The organism is Glutamicibacter sp. JL.03c, from assembly GCF_025854375.1.
In the GTDB taxonomy this organism is placed as follows: Bacteria; Actinomycetota; Actinomycetes; order Actinomycetales; family Micrococcaceae; genus Glutamicibacter.
In genome coordinates this window covers 3,417,777-3,435,833 of the sequence record NZ_CP107575.1, presented here as the reverse complement: position 1 = coordinate 3,435,833, position 18,057 = coordinate 3,417,777, and the positions used below count along the sequence as shown (strand labels likewise).

Below are 18,057 nucleotides of genomic sequence, written 5' to 3'. Positions count from 1 at the left end.
GAGCCAGACCAACGTGCTTATGAACAATCAGTCTGGCTTGCCATGCGCGCTAGTTTTCCCTATCTAGAGGGTGGGGCAGGGCAGAGATCGCGCCGGTTAGCGGCCTTCCCTCGCGCAGCAGCGATCGTTTACGCACCTGCCAGAATGCAGCGAGAACAAAGAACCAGACAGGTGTAGCGAGTGTAGCCCAGCGAGTGCTGTCGCTGTACAAGAACGCACAAATGAGGAATGCAAAGAACGCCAGAACAACCCAAGGAGCCAATCGTGCGAAGGGCACGCGGAACTTTGACTCCGTATGTCGCCGTGGGTATTTCTTGAGAAAAACAATGAAGCTGAAGACAATCGAACCCCAGGTGAACAAGACCAAGGTGGCGCACATAGTTGATACGAAATCGAAGGCCGCCGCTACGTTATCGCCGGCGTACAACAGCGGGATCGCAGAGAACAGCAGAACAGCAGTCGCGAAGACAGCTCGTCGAGGAACACCACGTGAATCAGTGAGCGCGATCTTACTTGGGGCGTGGCCGTCTTTGGCCAAGGCGAAGAGCATTCGAGTTCCGGAGTAGACACCGGAATTTGCACTTGAAGCAGCGGAACTTAGTACAACGAGGTTTATGACTAGGGCTGCTGGAACTAGTCCGGCGAGAAGGAACGTCTGAACAAATGGACTCTTTCCGGCTTCCAAAGAGGTCCACGGTGTAATGCTCATGATCACGGTAAGAGAAAGGACATAAAAGACAATAATGCGAACTACGATCGAGTTGATGGCCTTGGGGAGATTCTTTCGAGGGTTCTCCGTTTCGGCTGCCGCGGTACCGACGAGTTCCACGCCGATAAATGAGAATACACCCATCTGGAAACCCAGGACGAAGCCACTGAGTCCGGTGGGGAAGAGCCCGCCCTGATCCCAGAGGTGCGTTATTGAAGCTTGGAAGCCGTCATGGGTGAATCCGGTGATGATCAGTACCGCGCCCACCGCAATGAGGGAGAGTATCGCGACGATCTTGACGATGGCAAACCAGAATTCCATTTCGCCAAACCATCGAACTGGTTGCAAATTCAACACTAGCAACAAGACGCCTGAAGCCAGTGCCGGAATCCAAACGGGGATTTCTTCCCAGAAAAACTGAGTGTAGGCAACGATCGCGGTTATATCTGCGACGCAGGCAACCACCCACGAAAACCAATAGTTCCAAGATACGAAGAATCCAGCCCAGGGGCCTAGAAAGTCTTTGGCAATATCACCAAAGGTTTTGTAATGCAGATTGGACAGCAATAGTTCACCCAACATGCGCATGACAAGGAAGACGAAGAAGCCGATGATTGCGTAGACGAAAATTATCGACGGGCCCGAAACAGACACGAGCCGGCCGGAGCCCATGAATAAGCCTGTGCCGATTGCACCGCCGATAGCGATTAGCTGCAGGTGTCTATTCTTGAGTCCACGTTGCATCCCATCTGAGTCCCCCGATGGCGTGATTGATGGGGATGCGCTTGATGGTTTCAAAGCCACGGAATTCTCCTTTGGTATGCGGACCTGCTTGCCTGTTTTGATGTTGAACGCATCAGTGAGCGATTAAATCTGAGACAGGCGTGCTGCTAAATGAGCAAGGAGGGTGGGGCATGCAATCGTGTGACCCGCCTCATGCTGGACATTAATATTTCCAGCTCACACACTGAGGGAACATGGGCATACTGACCTTAAAAGCAGCTGTGCCAATGTACGAAAGTCCAAAGCGGGGACCGTAGCAGGCGCCTTCTTCAATCGCAGAGGATGAGCACAGCAATGGCAAGATCGCGGGGTGACTTGAGATCCAGTCCTGTGTACCGTTCAAATGCCGACATGCGGTTGACGATGGTGTTTCGGTGATAAAAAAGACGCTTTGATGTTTCGACCAGGCTGCCTGTCTCTAGGAAGACCCGGGTCGTCTCTAAGATTTTCTCGCGTTCCTTGGGACTGGTTCGTTCTAGCCCGTCGAGTGTGGCGTTTGCAGGACTGCACCCTACCTGGGCAAGTCGATGCCGTGCGATGGAGAGCAGCCTGTTCTTAAGAGTGAAGACTCCAGTGACGTTGACGGGAAGGTCCCTCATGATTTCGCGAGCAGCCATGCTTGCGTCTCTTACCGCCACGAGACCATGCGCTGTGGGAGCTACAGCAACGGCAACCCCGTCGTAGAGGTTTCGTTCATGAATGTCCATCGGACCTTTGGAGTCAGCGAGCTCATGAATGAATAGCGTGTGGTGCCCTTGGGGAATGCTGAAGGTTCGGTCAAGCCGGCGATGGCTGCGCAAACGCCTCTGCACTATGGCGCCTTCCTCTCGACCCATTGCGACTACCCTGAATTCTGAGTCGGCGTCGACTCTTAGGGCACCGGCAATGCGCAGAATGTCGGTTCTCGTTGTTTCTGCCATGCTGAACAGCTGCGATAGATAGTGCTGCTGCAAGTCAACATCGGCACGCTCAAGGTCGGCTTGTTCTCGAAGGTACCGAGCCTGAACTTTGGCCACAAAGGTATCGACAGTCTGCCAAACCAGTTCTCCCTTGCTCACCAGATGATCGGAGCTCAATCCGGAATCAGGAGCAGCCAGCCCTTGCCAGATCACGGAAAAGTCCATGCGCACTGCGCGAACTAGGCTATCGACGGGGATCCCTTGGCGGGCTCTTCGCGCACCGAGAGAATCTGCCAACGACTCTAAGGCCGACGTTTCTTCGCCGCCGCTCTTCAACGATTTGATCATGGCTAGGAAACTTTGGGCACTGGTTGAGCGCAGGTCTTCGACGCTTACTTCCGATTGCGCATACTGACGATCTGCAAGAATTCGAACCAGGAACCCATCGACCAAAGGATCGAGGTTTCCAGCCAGGCGATCTAACGCGTCGCACCAGGCGGTCTCTGGATCTTGATCATTTTGTGTAGTCACCTATTCATGATCCCGTATCCATGTTGAACCGGTGATGTACGAACGTACAAATCTCCTCCCAATACTTGCGCATCCAGACTATGTCGGAGCGCCCATTGGCTTGCGACGATCGATGAGTCACTATATTCAGCGCAATCGAAAGGGTCGGCCGTGCAGAGACAAGAGGATCTGGTGCCAGAAGAAAACTCGGTCCCGTCGCCATCCATACAAATTGCGGTGCTTCAGTCCACAAGCATCAGCGGAAATCCAGAAAAAAATATGGAGACCTTGAGCCGCTGGGCAAGCAAAGCAGCACGGCAAGGAACGCAATTGCTAGTGACGCCAGAATTGTTTGTTCCCGGTTATGAACCATCCACCGTTTACGCCGTCGACGGTGCGGAGCAAAGACGGACTTTGGCAGAAATCGCGGCAAAGCACCAAATCGGACTTGTTGCGTCAACAGTGGAATTTGATGGAGATAACAAGTACATCTGTGCCTCCCTCTTCGACAGAAACGGGAATGAAGTAGCGAGGTACCGCAAGATGCATCTCTTTGGCGAGGCAGAGAATAAATTTTTCTCCACCTCGACAGTTGCCCCAAAGGTAGTTGAATTTCGAGGCATGAAAGTTGCGCTGGGAATTTGTTTCGATGTGGAGTTCCCAGAATTTGTCAGATCTGCCGCCCTCGCTGGGGCCGAACTACTGTGTGTACCGACAGCGGTTCCTAGCAGGGATGCAACACCCGGAAACCAAACGGCATTTGACTCTTCACTGGTACCGACGCTCTTGGTTCGTGCCAGGGCCGTTGAGAGCCAGATCTATATTGCCTATGCCAATCAGGCAGGTTCTCAGTTTGTTGGCAGGAGCACCATTGTTTCCCCGATGGGTGAGTCCATTCTGGCCTCGGAAGCTTCAGAAAATTTGCTCAAGGCAACTATTGACCGCGGAACCCTGGCCCACGCGCGCTCAGAAGTGGGCTATCTGGACGTAGTCAGAAACCAGCATCGGTCTTCGAACTAGACAATTTTCACGCAGCCACGGCCGCGAACTTCACACCATATCTAAGTCTTCGAACGTTTCAAGGAAAATTATGAAATTAACCCCACCAATCACCATGCTTAACCCTGATTTCCCTTTCCCCTACGACGAGTATCTTGCCCATCCGGCAGGTCTGGGTTCGATTCCGAAGGAATTTCACGGTGAAGAGGTCGCCGTTATCGGAGCGGGAATGTCAGGACTAGTCGCAGCCTATGAGCTAATGAAGCTCGGATTAAAGCCTGTCATTTACGAGTCCTCACGTCTCGGCGGTCGACTGCGCGCAGGACGTCCAGACGGACAGGCCGGACCAGTTGCGGATCTCGGCGGCATGAGATTCCCTCGTTCGGGGGCATCGTTCTTTCACTACAGTGACATGCTCGGAATCGAAACTTCGCCCTTCCCCAACCCGCTGACACCGGCATCCGGTAGCACGGTGATTGAATTGGGCGGTCAGAAGCACTATGCCGAGAGCGTCGAGGAACTTCCAGAGTTCTTCAAGGAAGTAAACGCGGCGTGGGACGACGCTCTACAGGAGCGTGCCTATTTCCAGCAGATGCAACAGGCAATCCGAGATCGTGATCTGTCGGAGATTAAACGCCTGTGGAACCAGCTTGTTCCCAAGTTCGATGATCTTTCCTTCTCCGGTTTCCTCGCTACATCAAAGGCTTTTTCCAGTCTGCCCTTCGAATATCGGGAAGCGTTTGGGCAGGTTGGTTTTGGAACTGGAGGGTGGGACACAAATTTTCCTGACTCATTCTTGGAAATCCTTCGCGTGGTCTATGTTGATGCAGATGCGGATCAACAGCGCATCATTGGTGGAGCCCAACTAGTCCCTGAACGTCTTTGGGCACATGCTCCCGAAAGCTTAGAACACTGGCCGGAAGGTACTTCTCTGGCTTCGCTACACGCCGGGCATCCTCGGGGCGCTGTGAAGGCAGTGAAGAGGAAATGGAATGACGACGGAACGCCAGGAGACATCGAAGTTACCGATGCCTGGGGTAGGCCGGACAGCTATCCAGCAGTAATCGCTACCTGCCAATCTTGGCTACTTTCAGCTCGCATTGATGTCGATGAGAGTCTATTCAGTCACCGGTTATGGACCGCCATTGAACGCAGTCACTACATGCAGTCATCAAAAACGTTTGTGGTGGTTGACCGTCCGTTCTGGAAAGACCGTGACCCAGAGACCGGACGAGAACTCATGTCTACGACGCTGACTGACCGGCTGACACGAGGGACGTATTTGCTCGACAACGGTCCTGATCAGCCAGCCCTCATCTGTCTTTCTTATACATGGAACGACGATGCGTTGAAATGGCTGCCGCTCGATGCAAATGAGCGAGTACGTCTCATGCTCCATTCGCTGGGCAAGATCTATCCTGGGGTCGATATTGCTTCGCATATTTTGGGAGATCCCATTACGGTCTCTTGGGAAGACGACCCAAATTTCATGGGGGCATTCAGCGACAATCTGCCAGGCCACTACCGCTACCAAGAACGCTTGTTTAGTCATTTTATGCAAGAGCAGCATTCGCCGGAACATCGAGGGATCTTCCTGGCGGGGGATGACGTTTCATGGACAGGGGGTTGGGCAGACGGTGCGGTGACCACCGGACTCAACGCTGCCTGGGGAGTCCTTAACCAATTCGGTGGCGCTAGCCACCCGGACAATCCCGGCCCAGGAGACCGCTACGTGGAATTGGGCCCGATCAAGTTACCTTAGGTCCACTGCGACGACCCCGCCGATATTTCACATCTTTTTCAATTTTGAAGCCAAAGGATATTCGCAATGAGGATTGCCCCTAGTTCAGAAGACTTTTTGTCCGATTTTCAAACCATGAGCACGTTCGGTGCCACCGGAAACGGAGGGGTCGACAGGCAAGCAGCCAGTCCTGCCGACGCAGAGCAACGCAATTGGTTCCGTTCGCTTCTTGAGTCGCATGGTTTGAAAGTCAAGTATGACCAGATCGGCAACGAGTGGGGTCTATTGGAGAGCATTCCGGGCGCCCCATTTGTGGTCGTGGGTTCACACATGGATTCCCAGCCAACGGCTGGAAAATATGATGGCGCGTTTGGAGTATTGGCTGCCGCGCACGCAGCATTTCGTTTGCAGACTGATTGGGAGAATGACGTACGGCCTACGCCAAAATACAATATCGCCGTCGTCAACTGGTTTAACGAGGAGGGCAGTCGTTTTAAGCCGTCCATGATGGGCTCTTCCGTGTATACCGCCAAGTTGCCATTGGAAGATGCCTTGGATGTCACGGACAGCCGTGGAATAACAGTACGTGCGGCACTGGACGAGCATGGTTTCCGCAGTGGTTGGGAAGGTCCCAAAGCGGCATCATGCGCAGAAATTCACGTAGAACAAGGTCGCACGATGGAACGAGATGGAGTGTCTATCGGGCTCGTTCATTCCAACTGGGCTGCGAACAAATATGAGTTCGTTGTTCACGGCGAACAGGCTCACGCGGGCTCAGCGATCATCCAAGATCGCCGTGACGCGTTGCTTGGCGCATCAATGTTGGTAGTGGCGGCTCGCGAGATTGCAAACGCATTCCCTGGCGTGGTTCACACGTCGGTGGGACAGTTGGATGTTTACCCCAACTCGCCGGTTGTTGTCCCTAGCAGAGTGTCGCTGTTGCTTGACCTGAGAAGTGCGGATGAATCTGCTCTGCGAGATGCCGATGCCATGCTCCACCAGCGCGTGGCGGATATCGAAATTGAAGCCAATATCAAAGTGGAGCGCAGGACCTCACATGCCTGGCCGGTAACTCCCTACCAACCTGAGGGAGTCGAGCTCAGCGCCAAGATTGCAGCTGATCTTGGACTGAGCCATCAGCCAGTCATGACCTTGGCCGGCCACGATTCGACCAACATGAAGGACCTAGTTAAGACGGTTATGCTCTTCGTGCCCAGTGTGGAAGGAGTTTCCCACAACGAAGCCGAGTATACGAGGGACGAAGATCTTGTGGCCGGGGTAGACATGCTCACGGAAGTCGTGTCCAGGCTCGCCAATGGAGAATTGGACGACTAGCCGGACACATGCAGATTTCGGACGACTAGGCGCGGCAATTACCTGCAGGCTTGCTACGCCGGCGGCTAGGATAACTTCCGCTACCTGATCTACAAGGACCAGAACCGCCGGATCGCCTTCCAAGCGGCTTCGCCACGATTATTCACGGGCCGGCTACTGTTCCTCGTAGGGCAGGTGCCGGCCTTTGAAAAGACTAACAACACTTACGCAGTGGCATTCCCACAATTACAATCGGCCACCTCGGTCAAAGTGATTGCACGGATTCTGAAATCGCTGGTCCGAGCGTTAATTACAAACCGTGTTTCAACTACTTTCAGAATCCTCGTCGGCGGCCCTAGAGCTGAGAATCAACCGACGCTCAAGGCGGATGAGATCTTGCGAGGATGGTTCAGTGGTCGCAGGCCGCAACGCAGCACGCAAAACGTCACCGACATTTTGCTCATCTAGCTCCACACCAACTGCCACTAGAGCGTCATCGGCAGAGTCAGAACCTGGTGTGGCCAACTGAAGATGTGGTTGCCATCCGACCATGTTGACCAGAAAGCGTTGCGCGCCCCGACCGGTCCGCAATTTCACGTGGCCCTTGAGCCGGTAAGCGTCTGCCGGCGGGTTCTCGAGAAGATCCAGCAGAGCCCCCGGATCTGCCGGCTCGGGGCAGGGCACCGTCACTGCGTGGGCATGTGGGGCATGGCTGTGGTGAAGTTCGGCCCGTGAAGCAGCGGCCAGCGGAAGCTCATCTGCCGGATCTTCATCCATGGCGATATCAAAGACCAGCTGGGGATCTATGGCGGCGTGCGAAGCTGGAACGATGGCCACCTGCGGGTTCGCCTCGCGGACCCTGTCGCTGATCCGCGCGAAGGTCGCGTCCCTCGTCTTTTCCGGGAGCATATCCAGTTTGTTGACCACCACGAGGCTGGCCGCGGTGAAGCGGGCAGGCGCCATGGCCGCGGTGTCCACCGTATCATCGTGCTGCACCGCGTCGATGACATCGATAATGCCTCCGGGGCGCACCCCGGGAGCATTGCCGTAGCGCAGGAGCCGATCGACATTGATCGGGTCGGCAGCGCCGCTGGCCTCAACAATGATCGCATCCAAGCGGAGCTTTGGCTGGGCCAGCTTTTCCAGCAGATCATCCAGTCCGCCGCTGTCGGGCAGGCAGCAGACGCAGCCTCCGGCGATGGATTCAGCGGCATCAATTTGGCCGGTGATCAGGCCGGTATCGACGTTGATCTTGCCGATGTCATTGATGATCACGCCAACACGGGTTCCGGGCCTGGTCAACAAGCCGTTGAGCAAGCTGGTTTTGCCCGCGCCGAGGTATCCGGTGAGCACAATAACGGGGATCAAGAGCGCTTCCTTTTCATCTGCAAGAGCAGGACGTATCTATTCTCCCCGTTACCTGACGCATTTTCACGTGCAGACACCCCTGCGCGAGGCGGCTACCAGGTGGGCAGCTGCGGAATCGGTCCGTCGGCTTCGATGTTCCGGGCTTCGCCTCGGGCCAGCCATTCAACCAGGCTTGCGCGGTCGGCGCGGACGGTCAACGAGCCGTCGCCAATGACCCATTCGTCGCCTTCTTCGCTCAGAAGAGTCATCCCAGGGGCATCCTTGACGCGCATGGTGCGTACCGCTGCTTCGACGGCATTTTCCTGGGAGGCCGGATCGGCATCCTGGATGCTCCATGCGGTGTCGAGGTCATGGTGGTGGATGACCACTTCTGCGATGCGCAGTGCCACGATGGAGGAAGCAGGAATGATCTTGCCGTGCAGGTCCACTTCCTCAACAGCAAGCTCGCCGGCCAGGCGCTCGCACTCTTGGGCGAAGAATGCGGCCGATTCATCAAAAGCGGAGAGCAGTTCCTCACGAGGCAGCGCTGCCAGCTGATCGATTTCCGCGTTGCGCGCATCCTGCGAGGCGTAAAGCTTCTGTGGTTCGCCAGTGATGGCCCAGTCCACGAGTTTAACCAAAGTTCGGCCGTTGGAGGCCAGATGTGCGATGACATGAGCTCGGCTCCAGCCCCCGCACAATGAGTCGGCGGCTAGTTCTTCTGAAGACTGTGTCCGGATCGTTGCGGACATCATCGCAGTTTCACGAGCGAGCCGGGACAGATCCGAATGCAAACGGGCAGTATTGATCATGCTGTCACCCTACCAACCAGCGCTTTTCGTTCAACAATGAATTCGTCATAGATGTCCAAGCGCTCTGGATTCAGGATTCCATCCAATCGCGTCAGGCTAAAAGTTGGGCAGTGATGCTCGGTGGCACGTAGCCTTGAAACTAAGCGAAGCAACGATGGGAAAGCGGCTCAGTGGCAAAGAAAAAGAAGAAGCAGAAGCCCAAGCAGGGGCACCCGGCGCGCCTGCAAGGAGACGTCATCTCCATTGAACGGGCGAAGGTCAAGCGCGGTCTGGATGCGCTAGCCCCTCAATTCACCCGATGGCTCGAAGCCCAGCATGGGGATAGCGAGCTGGCTCCCATGGTGTTGGCCGCGGTGGGCGAGACCCTAAGCTACTACGCTGAAGCGATCGAATTGCGTGGCGTGACCGACTTCGATCCGCCGCAGCTCTTCACCGTGCTGACCGCGACCATCGAATTTGAAGAAGCCGAGGACCCGGATGATGACTCCGGGGAACTGCGCGATCTCGTGTTCACCGCATGGACCGTCTACTTGGACTTCTTGCGTGAAAACGATCTGTGGCGTGGTGACCCCGCGGGTCTCGAATGGCTGCTGGAGACCATAAATTCCGATGACCCGTTCAGCGGGCACAGCGAGACGAAGTTGCTGGATGTACCGGAATCGGCTGAAGATGCTGTGGCTGAAATCGGTCAAATGCAGGTTTTGACGATGGGCCGGGTTCTCCTGACCTGGGCCACCACCACAGGCCATGAGTACTGGAACGCTGGTCCGGGCCCGAAGTATCTTTCCCAAGCCGCCGAAGCGGTTCGCGGCTTATTTTCGAAGGAAATTGATGCTTCAAGCCGCCAGTATGCTGCTTCTGTTGTGCTCTCCGCCCTTGAAGCCGCTGGAGCGCTGGACACCACAACCGGTGCTGTTCCGGAGCACGGCAAGAATGCTCGGGCCCTTCTGGCTCCAGACGACGTGGCTTCCTACCAAAGCAAGTACACCTATCTCAAAGCCATCCTTGATCTGCTGCTGGCCCAGCCGGAGCAAAGTGCCGGGGAAAACCTTGAAGCCTGGGGCTTGTCCAACCTCTGGCTGCTCAAGGCCATTGATGGCGAGGCGCAGCCGGTCACTGAAGATCGCAGCGAGGCGTTCTCCGAAGCAGGGTGGGCTGGAGCGCATCAACGCATGGACTTGCTGCGTTCTCTTGGGCTCGTGAGCCAAGGCGGCGCCTACGATATTCCAGGAATTGTCCGGCTGGCGCTGACCGATCTGGATGACGACGCGCAAGAACAAGAGCTGGTTCAAGCGCCGGATGACCAGATAGCTTCTGATCCCTTAGGATTTTCCCTTGACGACGAAGAAGAACCCAAGCGCCTGAAGCGCACCGAGCCGTATAAGGGCAAAGTACTGCAGCTGAAGCTCACCCTGCGCGAAGCAAAGCCGCCGATCTGGCGTCGCGTCTTGGTGCCAGCCGACCTGAATCTGGCCGACCTGCATGACATCATCCAGATCAGCTTCGACTGGTCCGATTCGCACCTGCACCAGTTCTACGGGCCGAACTTTAAGCCTAGCTACGGACCCCAGAACTCGTATATGGAAAGCGATATCGACGAGTCGACGGTACTGCTCTCCAAGCTCTTCAAAAAGCCAAAGGACCGTCTAAGCTACGCCTACGACTTTGGCGATGATTGGCGGATCGGTATCGAGGTTGAAGACGTTCTCAAGTCCGACGATGGCCAGCTGCCACGGTGCATCGGCGGCCGCCGCATGGGGCCGCTGGAAGATAGCGGTGGAGCGTTGAATTGGAACGAGATGGTCGAAGAGCTCAAGAACGAACAGCCGTTGACCATGATGCAGGACGTTGTTCCTGAAGACTACGCATTGGAGCCAGGCGAGGATTTCGACCCAGCAGTGTTCAGCATCCAGGAAATCAACGAGTTCCTGGATCAGGAGTTCTAGACGATCACCGCTAACCGCACAGGCTTTGGCTGGCCTTGCGGTTAGTGGTTTCCACTTCAGGCTTTTCAGGCTTCTGAACGCTCTGATAGTCTTGGCCCAGGTGCAGCTGGACCCCGTCGATGGCGGCGGTTTTCGGCGCGATGTCCAGATTGAGCTCCTTGGCCAGGGCTGCGGCGGTCTGTCGTGCCTGTTCCGTGTCGGCGGCCAGCAAGCTCGTTGTGCTCTGAACGCTGGCGGCATTGCCGATACCAGACACCGTGAACCCTTGCTCACTAGCCTTCTTGGCGTAGTCGCTGGCGAGATTCGCCACCCGGGCGGCGTTGGTGATCTGCACGGCTGCCGCACGGTCATCAATTGCCGCCGCCGCATCCTCATCAGATTTCTTCCCGGACGCCTTTCCGGCGAGAGCCACCGGCGAGTCCTCGCGCAAGCTGGCAAAAAGCGCATCGGCATCTGCCGAGGGAACTACGCGGTTGATATTCTGCGGTGCCGGTGCCCAGGGCATGGTCATGAAGGTGATTTCGTTGGACGGCACGGCCTGGGCGCGGGCGGCCAACGCAGTGAGATCCGAGAGCGAGCTCAAGCCGGGGTCCACCGTCAACGACTGGGTGGCGGCGTCCAGGAATGAATACAAGCGGTCCGGACGGGCGAGTGTCTCGCGGCTGGTAGCTTGCTGGACGATGGCTGACATGACCATCTGCTGGTGTCCCAGGCGGGCGATGTCGCTGCCATCGCCCACGGCGTGGCGGGTGCGAGCCAGCGCCAAGGCGTCGGTGCCGTTGACCTTCTGGTCCCCGGCGGGAAGATCCAATTTCGCCTTGGAATCCTTCAGAGGCTGGGGCAGGCACACGTTGACTCCGCCGAGTGCATCCACAATGGAGATGAAGCCTTCGAAATTGACCTCGATGAAGTGATTCAGCTGCACCCCGGTCAATGCCTCAACGGCGGCCACCGAGCAGGCCGGACCATAATTCAGCGCCGAGTTGATCATCGAGACCCCACCGGCCGAGGGGCCATGTCCGGTGTCTTCGCAGGCTGGCATGTCCACCAAGGTGTCACGCGGAATCTGCACCGCGTCGATGCGCTTGTTGCCAGCGGCCACATGCACGAGCACCATCGAATCACTGCGCGCGCCTGTGGCCTTGCCGTAGCCTGAGGCTTCAAGATCGCGGGTGTCGGATCCCAGCAACAGGATATTGAGCCCATGGCTGGAGTCCGGAGCAGCGGATTCTGAGCTGCGCATGGATGCGGTGGAGATGTTGCCCTGCAGCTTGAACCAGAGCCCGCTGGCGGCGACAATCAGGGCAATGACCAGTGCAGCGATGAGCACGAAAGTGATGCGCCGACGGCGAGGTCGGATTCGAAGCTCGGTCATCGGAAGGCCTCCTGCGTGCATTCATCTGGTCATAGGTCAATCTCCAGAGCATCACGAAAGCCATGCAGCGCACCAATAGATTCGACGATCTCATCCATGCAAGAAAGCTATGCCAGGGCTTACTGGCCATGAACCGTACGGCAGAGCCCCGACCGGGTGCCATGGCTCACAAGAAGTGCAGGAATTCTGACAACGCGGGATTCTGGAAAGGGTCTCGCCGGTAGATCACACCGATGGCCCGGCCGGTGCCCTCCGGCAAGGACAACTGCCTGCCGCCATAAACCTCGGCCGTGGTGGCCATGATGCGCGGAACCATCGTGATACCGCCGCTGGCAATGCTCAGCGGAACCAGGGCGTCACGCTGCACGGTGGTGATGACCCGCGCAGGAGTGCAGCCCAGTGAGCGATAGACCTCGTCGGTCACCTTGCGGATGGAAGTAGGGTGGGGCAAGCTGACTAGGGTCAGCGTATTCAGCAGCGCGGCGTTGAGTTCTGTGCCAGTGCCTAGGCCGGAGGGGATGACCGCGGAGAATTCCTGATGGCAGACCCGCCGTGTTTCCAGATCAGCGGGAACTGAGTGGCTGACGCCAAAGGCCGCGTCGGCACTGCCTAGCCGAATGGCTTCGACGAGTTCTTCATGGTCCTGGACGCTGAGGATTTCCAAATGGATGCCGGGATGTTGCTGGTGGAACTGCCCGACGTACTCAGGCAGCACACTGCCAATCAATGAGGGCAGGCCTGCAATGCGCAGCGAGCCCGTTGCCAGTTCCCTGGTGGATGCACCGAGGGCGTTGATGGACGCCAATTCATCAAGGATTCGACGTCCGGCGGGGACGATGCTTCGTCCGGCATCGGTGAGCTGCATGGTGCGTCCGACCGCTCGGAAAATCGGCAGGCCCAAGACCTGTTCCAGGCTCTGCACCCTTCGGGAGAGCGAGGGCTGCGAGATGCCGAGGATGTCGGCCGCCGCGGTGAAGGAACCGTAGTCGACCACTGCGATTACCGCTGCAATCTGGGGGAGGGAAACGCCGCTGAGGTCTGGTTGAGTGGCCATGGCGTGAGGTTCCCCTAGAAAATGTAACAGCAACAGTACTATCGAAAAACGCTAGCATGAGCGGTTGAGGGGCACTGGTTAACGCACCGGCGGCGGGGCGCGCCCCTGAGGGAACGCCCCGCCGCAGCAGGCCACGCAGAGGGATCCTAGTTTTCGGTGCCGTCGGTGCCGTCGATGGCAGCGCCAGCGGGAGTGGCCCCGCCCTCATCGCTCCAGTCCTGGCCGACCTCGTCGTTGCGCGCCGGATCGGAAATGGTATCTGGCACTTCTGCTTCGTCCTTGTTCAGGGAGGTTTCCGGATTATTAGAAGTCATCATTCCATCCTTTCGTTGGCATCAGTGCCAACCTAGCAAGAGATCTGCCACGAATGCATCCCCAGAAACTGCCATACAGGATTCCATCAGCAATCCATTAGTTCGTGTTGCCGGTGCCCACCGTTGATTCACGGATGACAAGCTTCGGCGTGAAAACGAACTGTTCGCGCACCGCATCGGTGCCCGCTTCGGCTTCACGCAGCAGCACGTCAACCGCGGTGCGTCCGATTTCTTCTGCAGGCTGCCGCACCGTGGTGAGAGGGACGACGGCCGACTGAGCGAAGTCGATATTGTCGTAGCCCACCAATGCGATGTCCTCGGGCACCGACAGGGACCCGGACATCACCAAAGCCTGCAGGATGCCCAGTGCCAGCAGGTCGTTGGCGGCGAAAACGCCGTCCGGGCGTTGGGACGGATCCATGGCCAGGATGCGCTCGCCGACGGCACGTCCCTCAAAGACGGTAAGTTGCTTGGTTTCCAGGTGCGCCAGCACTGCGTCGGCGGTGCCGGCGATCACTGATTGGGCCCCCTCGAGGCGATGCTGCACCTGTTCGATGCTTCGCGGTCCGCCGACAAACGCGATATTCTTTCGGCCAAGATCCACCAGGTGCTGTACGGCGATGCGTCCGCCTTCAACGTCGTTGACCGAGACCGAGGAGAAACTGCGGTCCCCGCTGCCGCGGTCGACCAGGACCACAGGGGTGCCCGCCTCGCGGATTTTCCACAGGCGGCTGAGATCGCTGTGCATGGGGGAGATGAGGACACCTGCGACCCGTTGCTCGTCGAACAGGTCCAGCAGCTGTTGCTCGGTGGTCAACGAATTGTCGCTGGACCCCATGAGCACTGTATAGCCATGTTCCAGGGCCCGGTGCTGCGCCCCCTGCGTGAGATCCATGAAGAACGGGTTGCGGGCATCGAGGACGACGAGCCCGAAGTTCCGGCTATGCCCAGCACGCAGTTGACGCGCGGCATCGTTGCGCACGAAGCCGAGCTTCTCGATGGCCGCGGCCACCTTGGCGACCGTTCGTTCGGAGACAACCTCTGGGCGGTTGAGCACGTTGGATACCGTGCCCACGGAAACTCCGGCTTCGGCGGCGACTTCCTTAACGCTGGCGGCCACAGGGGTCCTGTTCTGATCGAGGTTGCTTGTCATGGAAGTATATCCCGGGCTGCGGTGGCAGGCTTAATGCAGGGCTCGATTGAAAGGTTTCAAAACTTTTCGCTGATGATGGCAAATCCCGCTTGATCTTCCTGAGTGAAGTGTCTTACACTCAATAAGCCGGGCGATTGAAACGATTCATTTTTTGGAATCGGGAATCGCCGGCATCACTAACAACGACGTTTGGCGCAGATAAGGAAATCCCGTGCGTGTTTGCTTCCAGCTACAAGTGCTCCCGGAGCTGATGGATCAATACATCGAACGCCACCAGCAGGTGTGGCCAGAAATGCTCCAGGCCATCGAGGATGCCGGACGCCGGAACTACTCGCTATTCCTTCGTGGCGACGGGCTGCTGATCGGCTATTACGAAACCGATGATGACCAAGCGGCCCAGGCGGCCCTTGACGCCGACCCGCGCACCGCGCAGTGGGAAGAGCAGATGTCCCAGTTCTTCGTCAGCCTGGACGGACGCGCCGACCAGCAAGCCGAGCGGCTGGCCGAAGTATTCAATCTCGAAGACCAGCTGGCGAATCTGCCAGCAGCCAAGAACTAGTTCACCGCATTGACAGAAATGGAGAGGTTTATGGGCGCAACGCTGAGCCCCGAGAACCGAGAAACCCTCAACCGCCTGGCCATCGAGGTCCCGTCCTGGGCCTACGGCAACTCCGGCACCCGCTTCAAGGTGTACTCCACCGCAGGCACACCGCGGGACCCCTTTGAGAAGATCGCCGACGCCGCCGAGGTGCACCGCCTGACCGGCCTTGCCCCCTCCGTCGCCTTGCACATTCCCTGGGACAAGGTCGAGGACTTCGCCGAACTGCGTGCCCACGCCGAAAACCTGGGCGTGCGCCTGGGGACCATCAACTCGAATACCTTCCAGGACGACGACTACAAGTTCGGTGCGCTGACCCACGAGGACCCGAAGATCCGCCGCAAGGCCATCGATCACCACCTCGAATGCATCGACGTCATGGACGCCACCGGCAGCCAGGATCTGAAGATCTGGCTGGCGGAGGGATCCAACTACCCGGGCCAGGCCGACATGCGCGGCCGCCAGGACCGCCTGGCGGATTCGCTGGCCGAAATCTACGCGCGGCTGACCGGCGAGCAGCGGCTGGTGCTGGAATACAAGTTCTTCGAACCAGCTTTCTACCACACCGACGTTCCGGACTGGGGCACGTCCTACGCCCAGGTCGCCGCGCTGGGCGAGCGCGCGATGGTGTGCCTGGATACCGGCCACCACGCTCCGGGCACCAACATCGAGTTCATCGTGATGCAGCTGCTGCGGCTGGGCAAGCTGGGCTCCTTCGACTTCAACTCGCGCTTCTACGCCGACGATGACCTGATCGTCGGATCAGCCGATCCGTACCAGCTGTTCCGCATCATGGCCGAGGTGATCCGCGGTGGCGGGCTGGACGAGGCGAGCACCATTTCCTTCATGCTGGACCAGTGCCACAATGTGGAGAACAAGATCCAGGGCCAGATCCGCAGCGTGCTCAACGTCCAGGAGATGACCGCCCGCGCCCTGCTGATCGACCGGGTAGCGCTAACCGAAGCGCAGATTTCCGGTGACGTGCTGGCGGCCAACGAGATCTTCATGAACGCCTTCTACACCGATATCCGTGCGGAACTTGAAGCCTGGCGCGCCGAACGCGGCCTGCCAGCGGACCCGATGCAGGCCTTCCGCGCATCGGACTACCAGAACCGCATCGAAGCCGAACGTGTCGGCGGGGTCCAAGCAGGATGGGGAGCATAAATGGGTACCGCAGCAACGAAGCGCGGCATCACCGGCTGGAAAGCCACCATTGCCGTCGCGATGAGCAACTACATCGAGGCCGGCGCCATTATTGCCCTGGCCACCAGCTTGAGCCTATGGCAGTCGGCCTTCGGGTTTGATGACGGCTTGGTCGGCGTGATCGCCGCGGTCTCCGCCAACGCCTTTGGCGCGGCGCTCGGCGCGATGATCGGCGGCCCATTGTGCGACCGTTTGGGACGCAAGTTCATCTACACCTACGACCTGATGGTCTTCATGCTCGGTGCCCTGCTGATCACCTTCACCTTCAACACCGCGCTGCTGGTGGTGGGCGTGGTGCTCATGGGCATCGCCGTGGGCGCCGGAGTCCCGGCCTCCTGGACCTACATCGCCGAGGAAGCGCCCGAGGAATCGCGGGCCGCCCACGTGGGCACCGCCCAGCTGGCCTGGTCCTTCGGCCCGGCCGTGGGCTTTGCCCTGGCCATCCTGGTCGGGCCGCTGGGAGTGAACGGATCCCGGCTGATCTTCTTCCACCTGTTCGTCGTCGCCGCGGTGACCTGGTGGGTCCGTCGCGGCCTGCCGGAATCCACCCGCTGGAAGGAACAGCGGGCCGCCGAGCTGGCCAACGGGACCAAGGTCTCCTTTTTCTCAGGGATCCGCGGGCTGCTGGCCGAACGCAAGAACTGGACGGCGCTGCTGTTCCTGATCGGTGTTTACGGGCTATGGAACACCGTGGCCGGCCAGGCGGGCATCTTCCAGCCGCGCGTCTACGAGGCCGCCGGTGTCGAATCGGCCACCCAGCAGAACCTGCTTCAGGTCCTGGTTTGGGTGCTGACCGCTGCGGCCACCTACTTCGGCTTCATGAAATATGGCGACCGCGTCTCCCGCCGCTGGCTGTACTTCGCTGGCGCCCTGCTGGGCATCGTGGCGTGGGCGGTGCTGATCTTCGTCCCTCCGGGAGCCTTCTCGCTGCTGTTCTACGCGGTGGCCTGGGGCATTTCGGCCGGTATCGGCGCTCAGGCCTTTTACGGGCTATGGACCGCGGAGCTGTTCGCGACCAAGTACCGTGCCAGCGCTCAGGGCATGCTGTTCATGCTCGCCCGCGTGATGGTCGGCCTGCTGTCGCTGGTCTTCCCGGTGCTGCTGACCAGCATGGGACTGGAAAAGCTGGGCTTGCTGATCCTGGGATTGCTCGCAGCGGCCCTGCTGATCGGAACGATCTGGGCTCCGGAAACCCGGGGCAAGTCCCTGGAAGAAATTGAAATCGCGCGCTACGGCAAGCTGGTCGCCCCCAACAAGGTTGACGCCTAAGCGCCGGCGCTGAACACGACGAGGAACACCT

Annotated in this window: 15 protein-coding genes; 7 read left to right on the top strand and 8 right to left on the bottom strand. The window is 58.3% G+C overall.

Annotated elements, in window-relative coordinates; translation table 11 throughout:
- Window positions 1–49: 49 nt before the first annotated feature.
- Together OF385_RS15895 and OF385_RS15890 are read right to left on the bottom strand one after the other, a co-directional pair.
- Window positions 50–1,513, bottom strand: coding sequence for an amino acid permease (locus OF385_RS15895; RefSeq protein ID WP_264276272.1), 1,464 nt, complete (start codon window positions 1,511–1,513; stop codon window positions 50–52).
- Between the two features lie 248 nt (window positions 1,514–1,761).
- Window positions 1,762–2,922, bottom strand: a complete 1,161-nt coding sequence (locus tag OF385_RS15890; RefSeq protein WP_264276271.1) for a helix-turn-helix domain-containing protein — start codon at window positions 2,920–2,922, stop codon at window positions 1,762–1,764.
- 171 nt (window positions 2,923–3,093) lie between these two features.
- On the opposite strand from OF385_RS15890, the gene OF385_RS15885 reads away from it, so the two are divergent.
- From OF385_RS15885 to OF385_RS15875, 3 genes are all read left to right on the top strand, one after another.
- The gene (locus tag OF385_RS15885) at window positions 3,094–3,921 is read left to right on the top strand and encodes a nitrilase-related carbon-nitrogen hydrolase (protein WP_264276270.1); all 828 of its coding nucleotides are present in this window, start codon (window positions 3,094–3,096) and stop codon (window positions 3,919–3,921) included.
- A gap of 70 nt (window positions 3,922–3,991) precedes the next feature.
- On the top strand, window positions 3,992–5,662 hold the full coding sequence (locus tag OF385_RS15880) for a flavin monoamine oxidase family protein (protein WP_264276269.1): 1,671 nt from the start codon (window positions 3,992–3,994) through the stop codon (window positions 5,660–5,662).
- Window positions 5,663–5,728: 66 nt separating this feature from the next.
- Entirely contained in the window at window positions 5,729–6,976 is a 1,248-nt protein-coding gene (locus tag OF385_RS15875; protein ID WP_264276268.1) for a M20 family metallo-hydrolase, read from the top strand.
- A gap of 303 nt (window positions 6,977–7,279) precedes the next feature.
- Here the strand turns inward: OF385_RS15875 and OF385_RS15870 are convergent, their stop codons facing one another.
- Together OF385_RS15870 and OF385_RS15865 are read right to left on the bottom strand one after the other, a co-directional pair.
- Entirely contained in the window at window positions 7,280–8,323 is a 1,044-nt protein-coding gene (locus OF385_RS15870) for a CobW family GTP-binding protein (protein ID WP_264276267.1), read from the bottom strand.
- Between the two features lie 92 nt (window positions 8,324–8,415).
- Window positions 8,416–9,114 carry a maleylpyruvate isomerase family mycothiol-dependent enzyme gene (locus OF385_RS15865; RefSeq protein ID WP_264276266.1) on the bottom strand — a complete coding sequence of 233 codons (699 nt, stop codon included), beginning with the start codon at window positions 9,112–9,114 and terminating at the stop codon, window positions 8,416–8,418.
- A gap of 170 nt (window positions 9,115–9,284) precedes the next feature.
- Between OF385_RS15865 and OF385_RS15860 the strand changes: the two genes are divergently transcribed.
- Complete coding sequence (locus OF385_RS15860; RefSeq protein ID WP_264276265.1) at window positions 9,285–11,060, top strand: plasmid pRiA4b ORF-3 family protein; 1,776 nt, start codon at window positions 9,285–9,287, stop codon at window positions 11,058–11,060.
- 10 nt (window positions 11,061–11,070) lie between these two features.
- Here OF385_RS15860 and OF385_RS15855 read toward each other — a convergent pair whose 3' ends face one another.
- The 4 genes from OF385_RS15855 to OF385_RS15840 form a co-directional block, all read right to left on the bottom strand.
- On the bottom strand, window positions 11,071–12,435 hold the full coding sequence (locus OF385_RS15855; protein ID WP_264276264.1) for an LCP family protein: 1,365 nt from the start codon (window positions 12,433–12,435) through the stop codon (window positions 11,071–11,073).
- A 166-nt stretch (window positions 12,436–12,601) separates the two neighbouring features.
- Window positions 12,602–13,489: a LysR family transcriptional regulator gene (locus tag OF385_RS15850; protein WP_264276263.1), complete on the bottom strand. Its 888-nt coding sequence runs from the start codon at window positions 13,487–13,489 to the stop codon at window positions 12,602–12,604.
- Window positions 13,490–13,635: 146 nt separating this feature from the next.
- Window positions 13,636–13,803: a hypothetical protein gene (locus tag OF385_RS15845; RefSeq protein ID WP_264276262.1), complete on the bottom strand. Its 168-nt coding sequence runs from the start codon at window positions 13,801–13,803 to the stop codon at window positions 13,636–13,638.
- A 97-nt stretch (window positions 13,804–13,900) separates the two neighbouring features.
- Window positions 13,901–14,956 (bottom strand): LacI family DNA-binding transcriptional regulator, encoded by a 1,056-nt coding sequence (locus tag OF385_RS15840; protein WP_264276261.1) that lies wholly within the window; start codon window positions 14,954–14,956, stop codon window positions 13,901–13,903.
- A 211-nt stretch (window positions 14,957–15,167) separates the two neighbouring features.
- Between OF385_RS15840 and OF385_RS15835 the strand changes: the two genes are divergently transcribed.
- Genes OF385_RS15835 through OF385_RS15825 form a run of 3 tightly spaced genes read left to right on the top strand, consistent with a single transcriptional unit; the run spans window position 15,168 to window position 18,026 of the window.
- Window positions 15,168–15,515 carry an L-rhamnose mutarotase gene (locus OF385_RS15835; RefSeq protein WP_264276260.1) on the top strand — a complete coding sequence of 116 codons (348 nt, stop codon included), beginning with the start codon at window positions 15,168–15,170 and terminating at the stop codon, window positions 15,513–15,515.
- Window positions 15,516–15,545: 30 nt separating this feature from the next.
- Entirely contained in the window at window positions 15,546–16,718 is a 1,173-nt protein-coding gene (rhaI, locus tag OF385_RS15830; protein WP_264276259.1) for an L-rhamnose isomerase, read from the top strand.
- A complete protein-coding gene (locus tag OF385_RS15825) occupies window positions 16,719–18,026 on the top strand; it encodes an MFS transporter (RefSeq protein ID WP_264276258.1) in 1,308 nt (435 codons plus the stop codon). It begins immediately after the preceding gene.
- Window positions 18,027–18,057 lie beyond the last annotated feature (31 nt).

What these genes read in the sequence shown, in the direction of transcription:
- OF385_RS15850 (WP_264276263.1), bottom strand. Translation starts at nt 13,489, where the DNA reads ATGGCCACTCAACCAGACCTCAGCGGCGTTTCCCTCCCCCAGATTGCA.
- OF385_RS15865 (WP_264276266.1), bottom strand. Translation starts at nt 9,114, where the DNA reads ATGATCAATACTGCCCGTTTGCATTCGGATCTGTCCCGGCTCGCTCGT.
- OF385_RS15840 (WP_264276261.1), bottom strand. Translation starts at nt 14,956, where the DNA reads ATGACAAGCAACCTCGATCAGAACAGGACCCCTGTGGCCGCCAGCGTT.
- rhaI (WP_264276259.1), top strand. Translation starts at nt 15,546, where the DNA reads ATGGGCGCAACGCTGAGCCCCGAGAACCGAGAAACCCTCAACCGCCTG.
- OF385_RS15845 (WP_264276262.1), bottom strand. Translation starts at nt 13,803, where the DNA reads ATGACTTCTAATAATCCGGAAACCTCCCTGAACAAGGACGAAGCAGAA.
- OF385_RS15875 (WP_264276268.1), top strand. Translation starts at nt 5,729, where the DNA reads ATGAGGATTGCCCCTAGTTCAGAAGACTTTTTGTCCGATTTTCAAACC.
- OF385_RS15880 (WP_264276269.1), top strand. Translation starts at nt 3,992, where the DNA reads ATGAAATTAACCCCACCAATCACCATGCTTAACCCTGATTTCCCTTTC.
- OF385_RS15825 (WP_264276258.1), top strand. Translation starts at nt 16,719, where the DNA reads ATGGGTACCGCAGCAACGAAGCGCGGCATCACCGGCTGGAAAGCCACC.
- OF385_RS15855 (WP_264276264.1), bottom strand. Translation starts at nt 12,435, where the DNA reads ATGACCGAGCTTCGAATCCGACCTCGCCGTCGGCGCATCACTTTCGTG.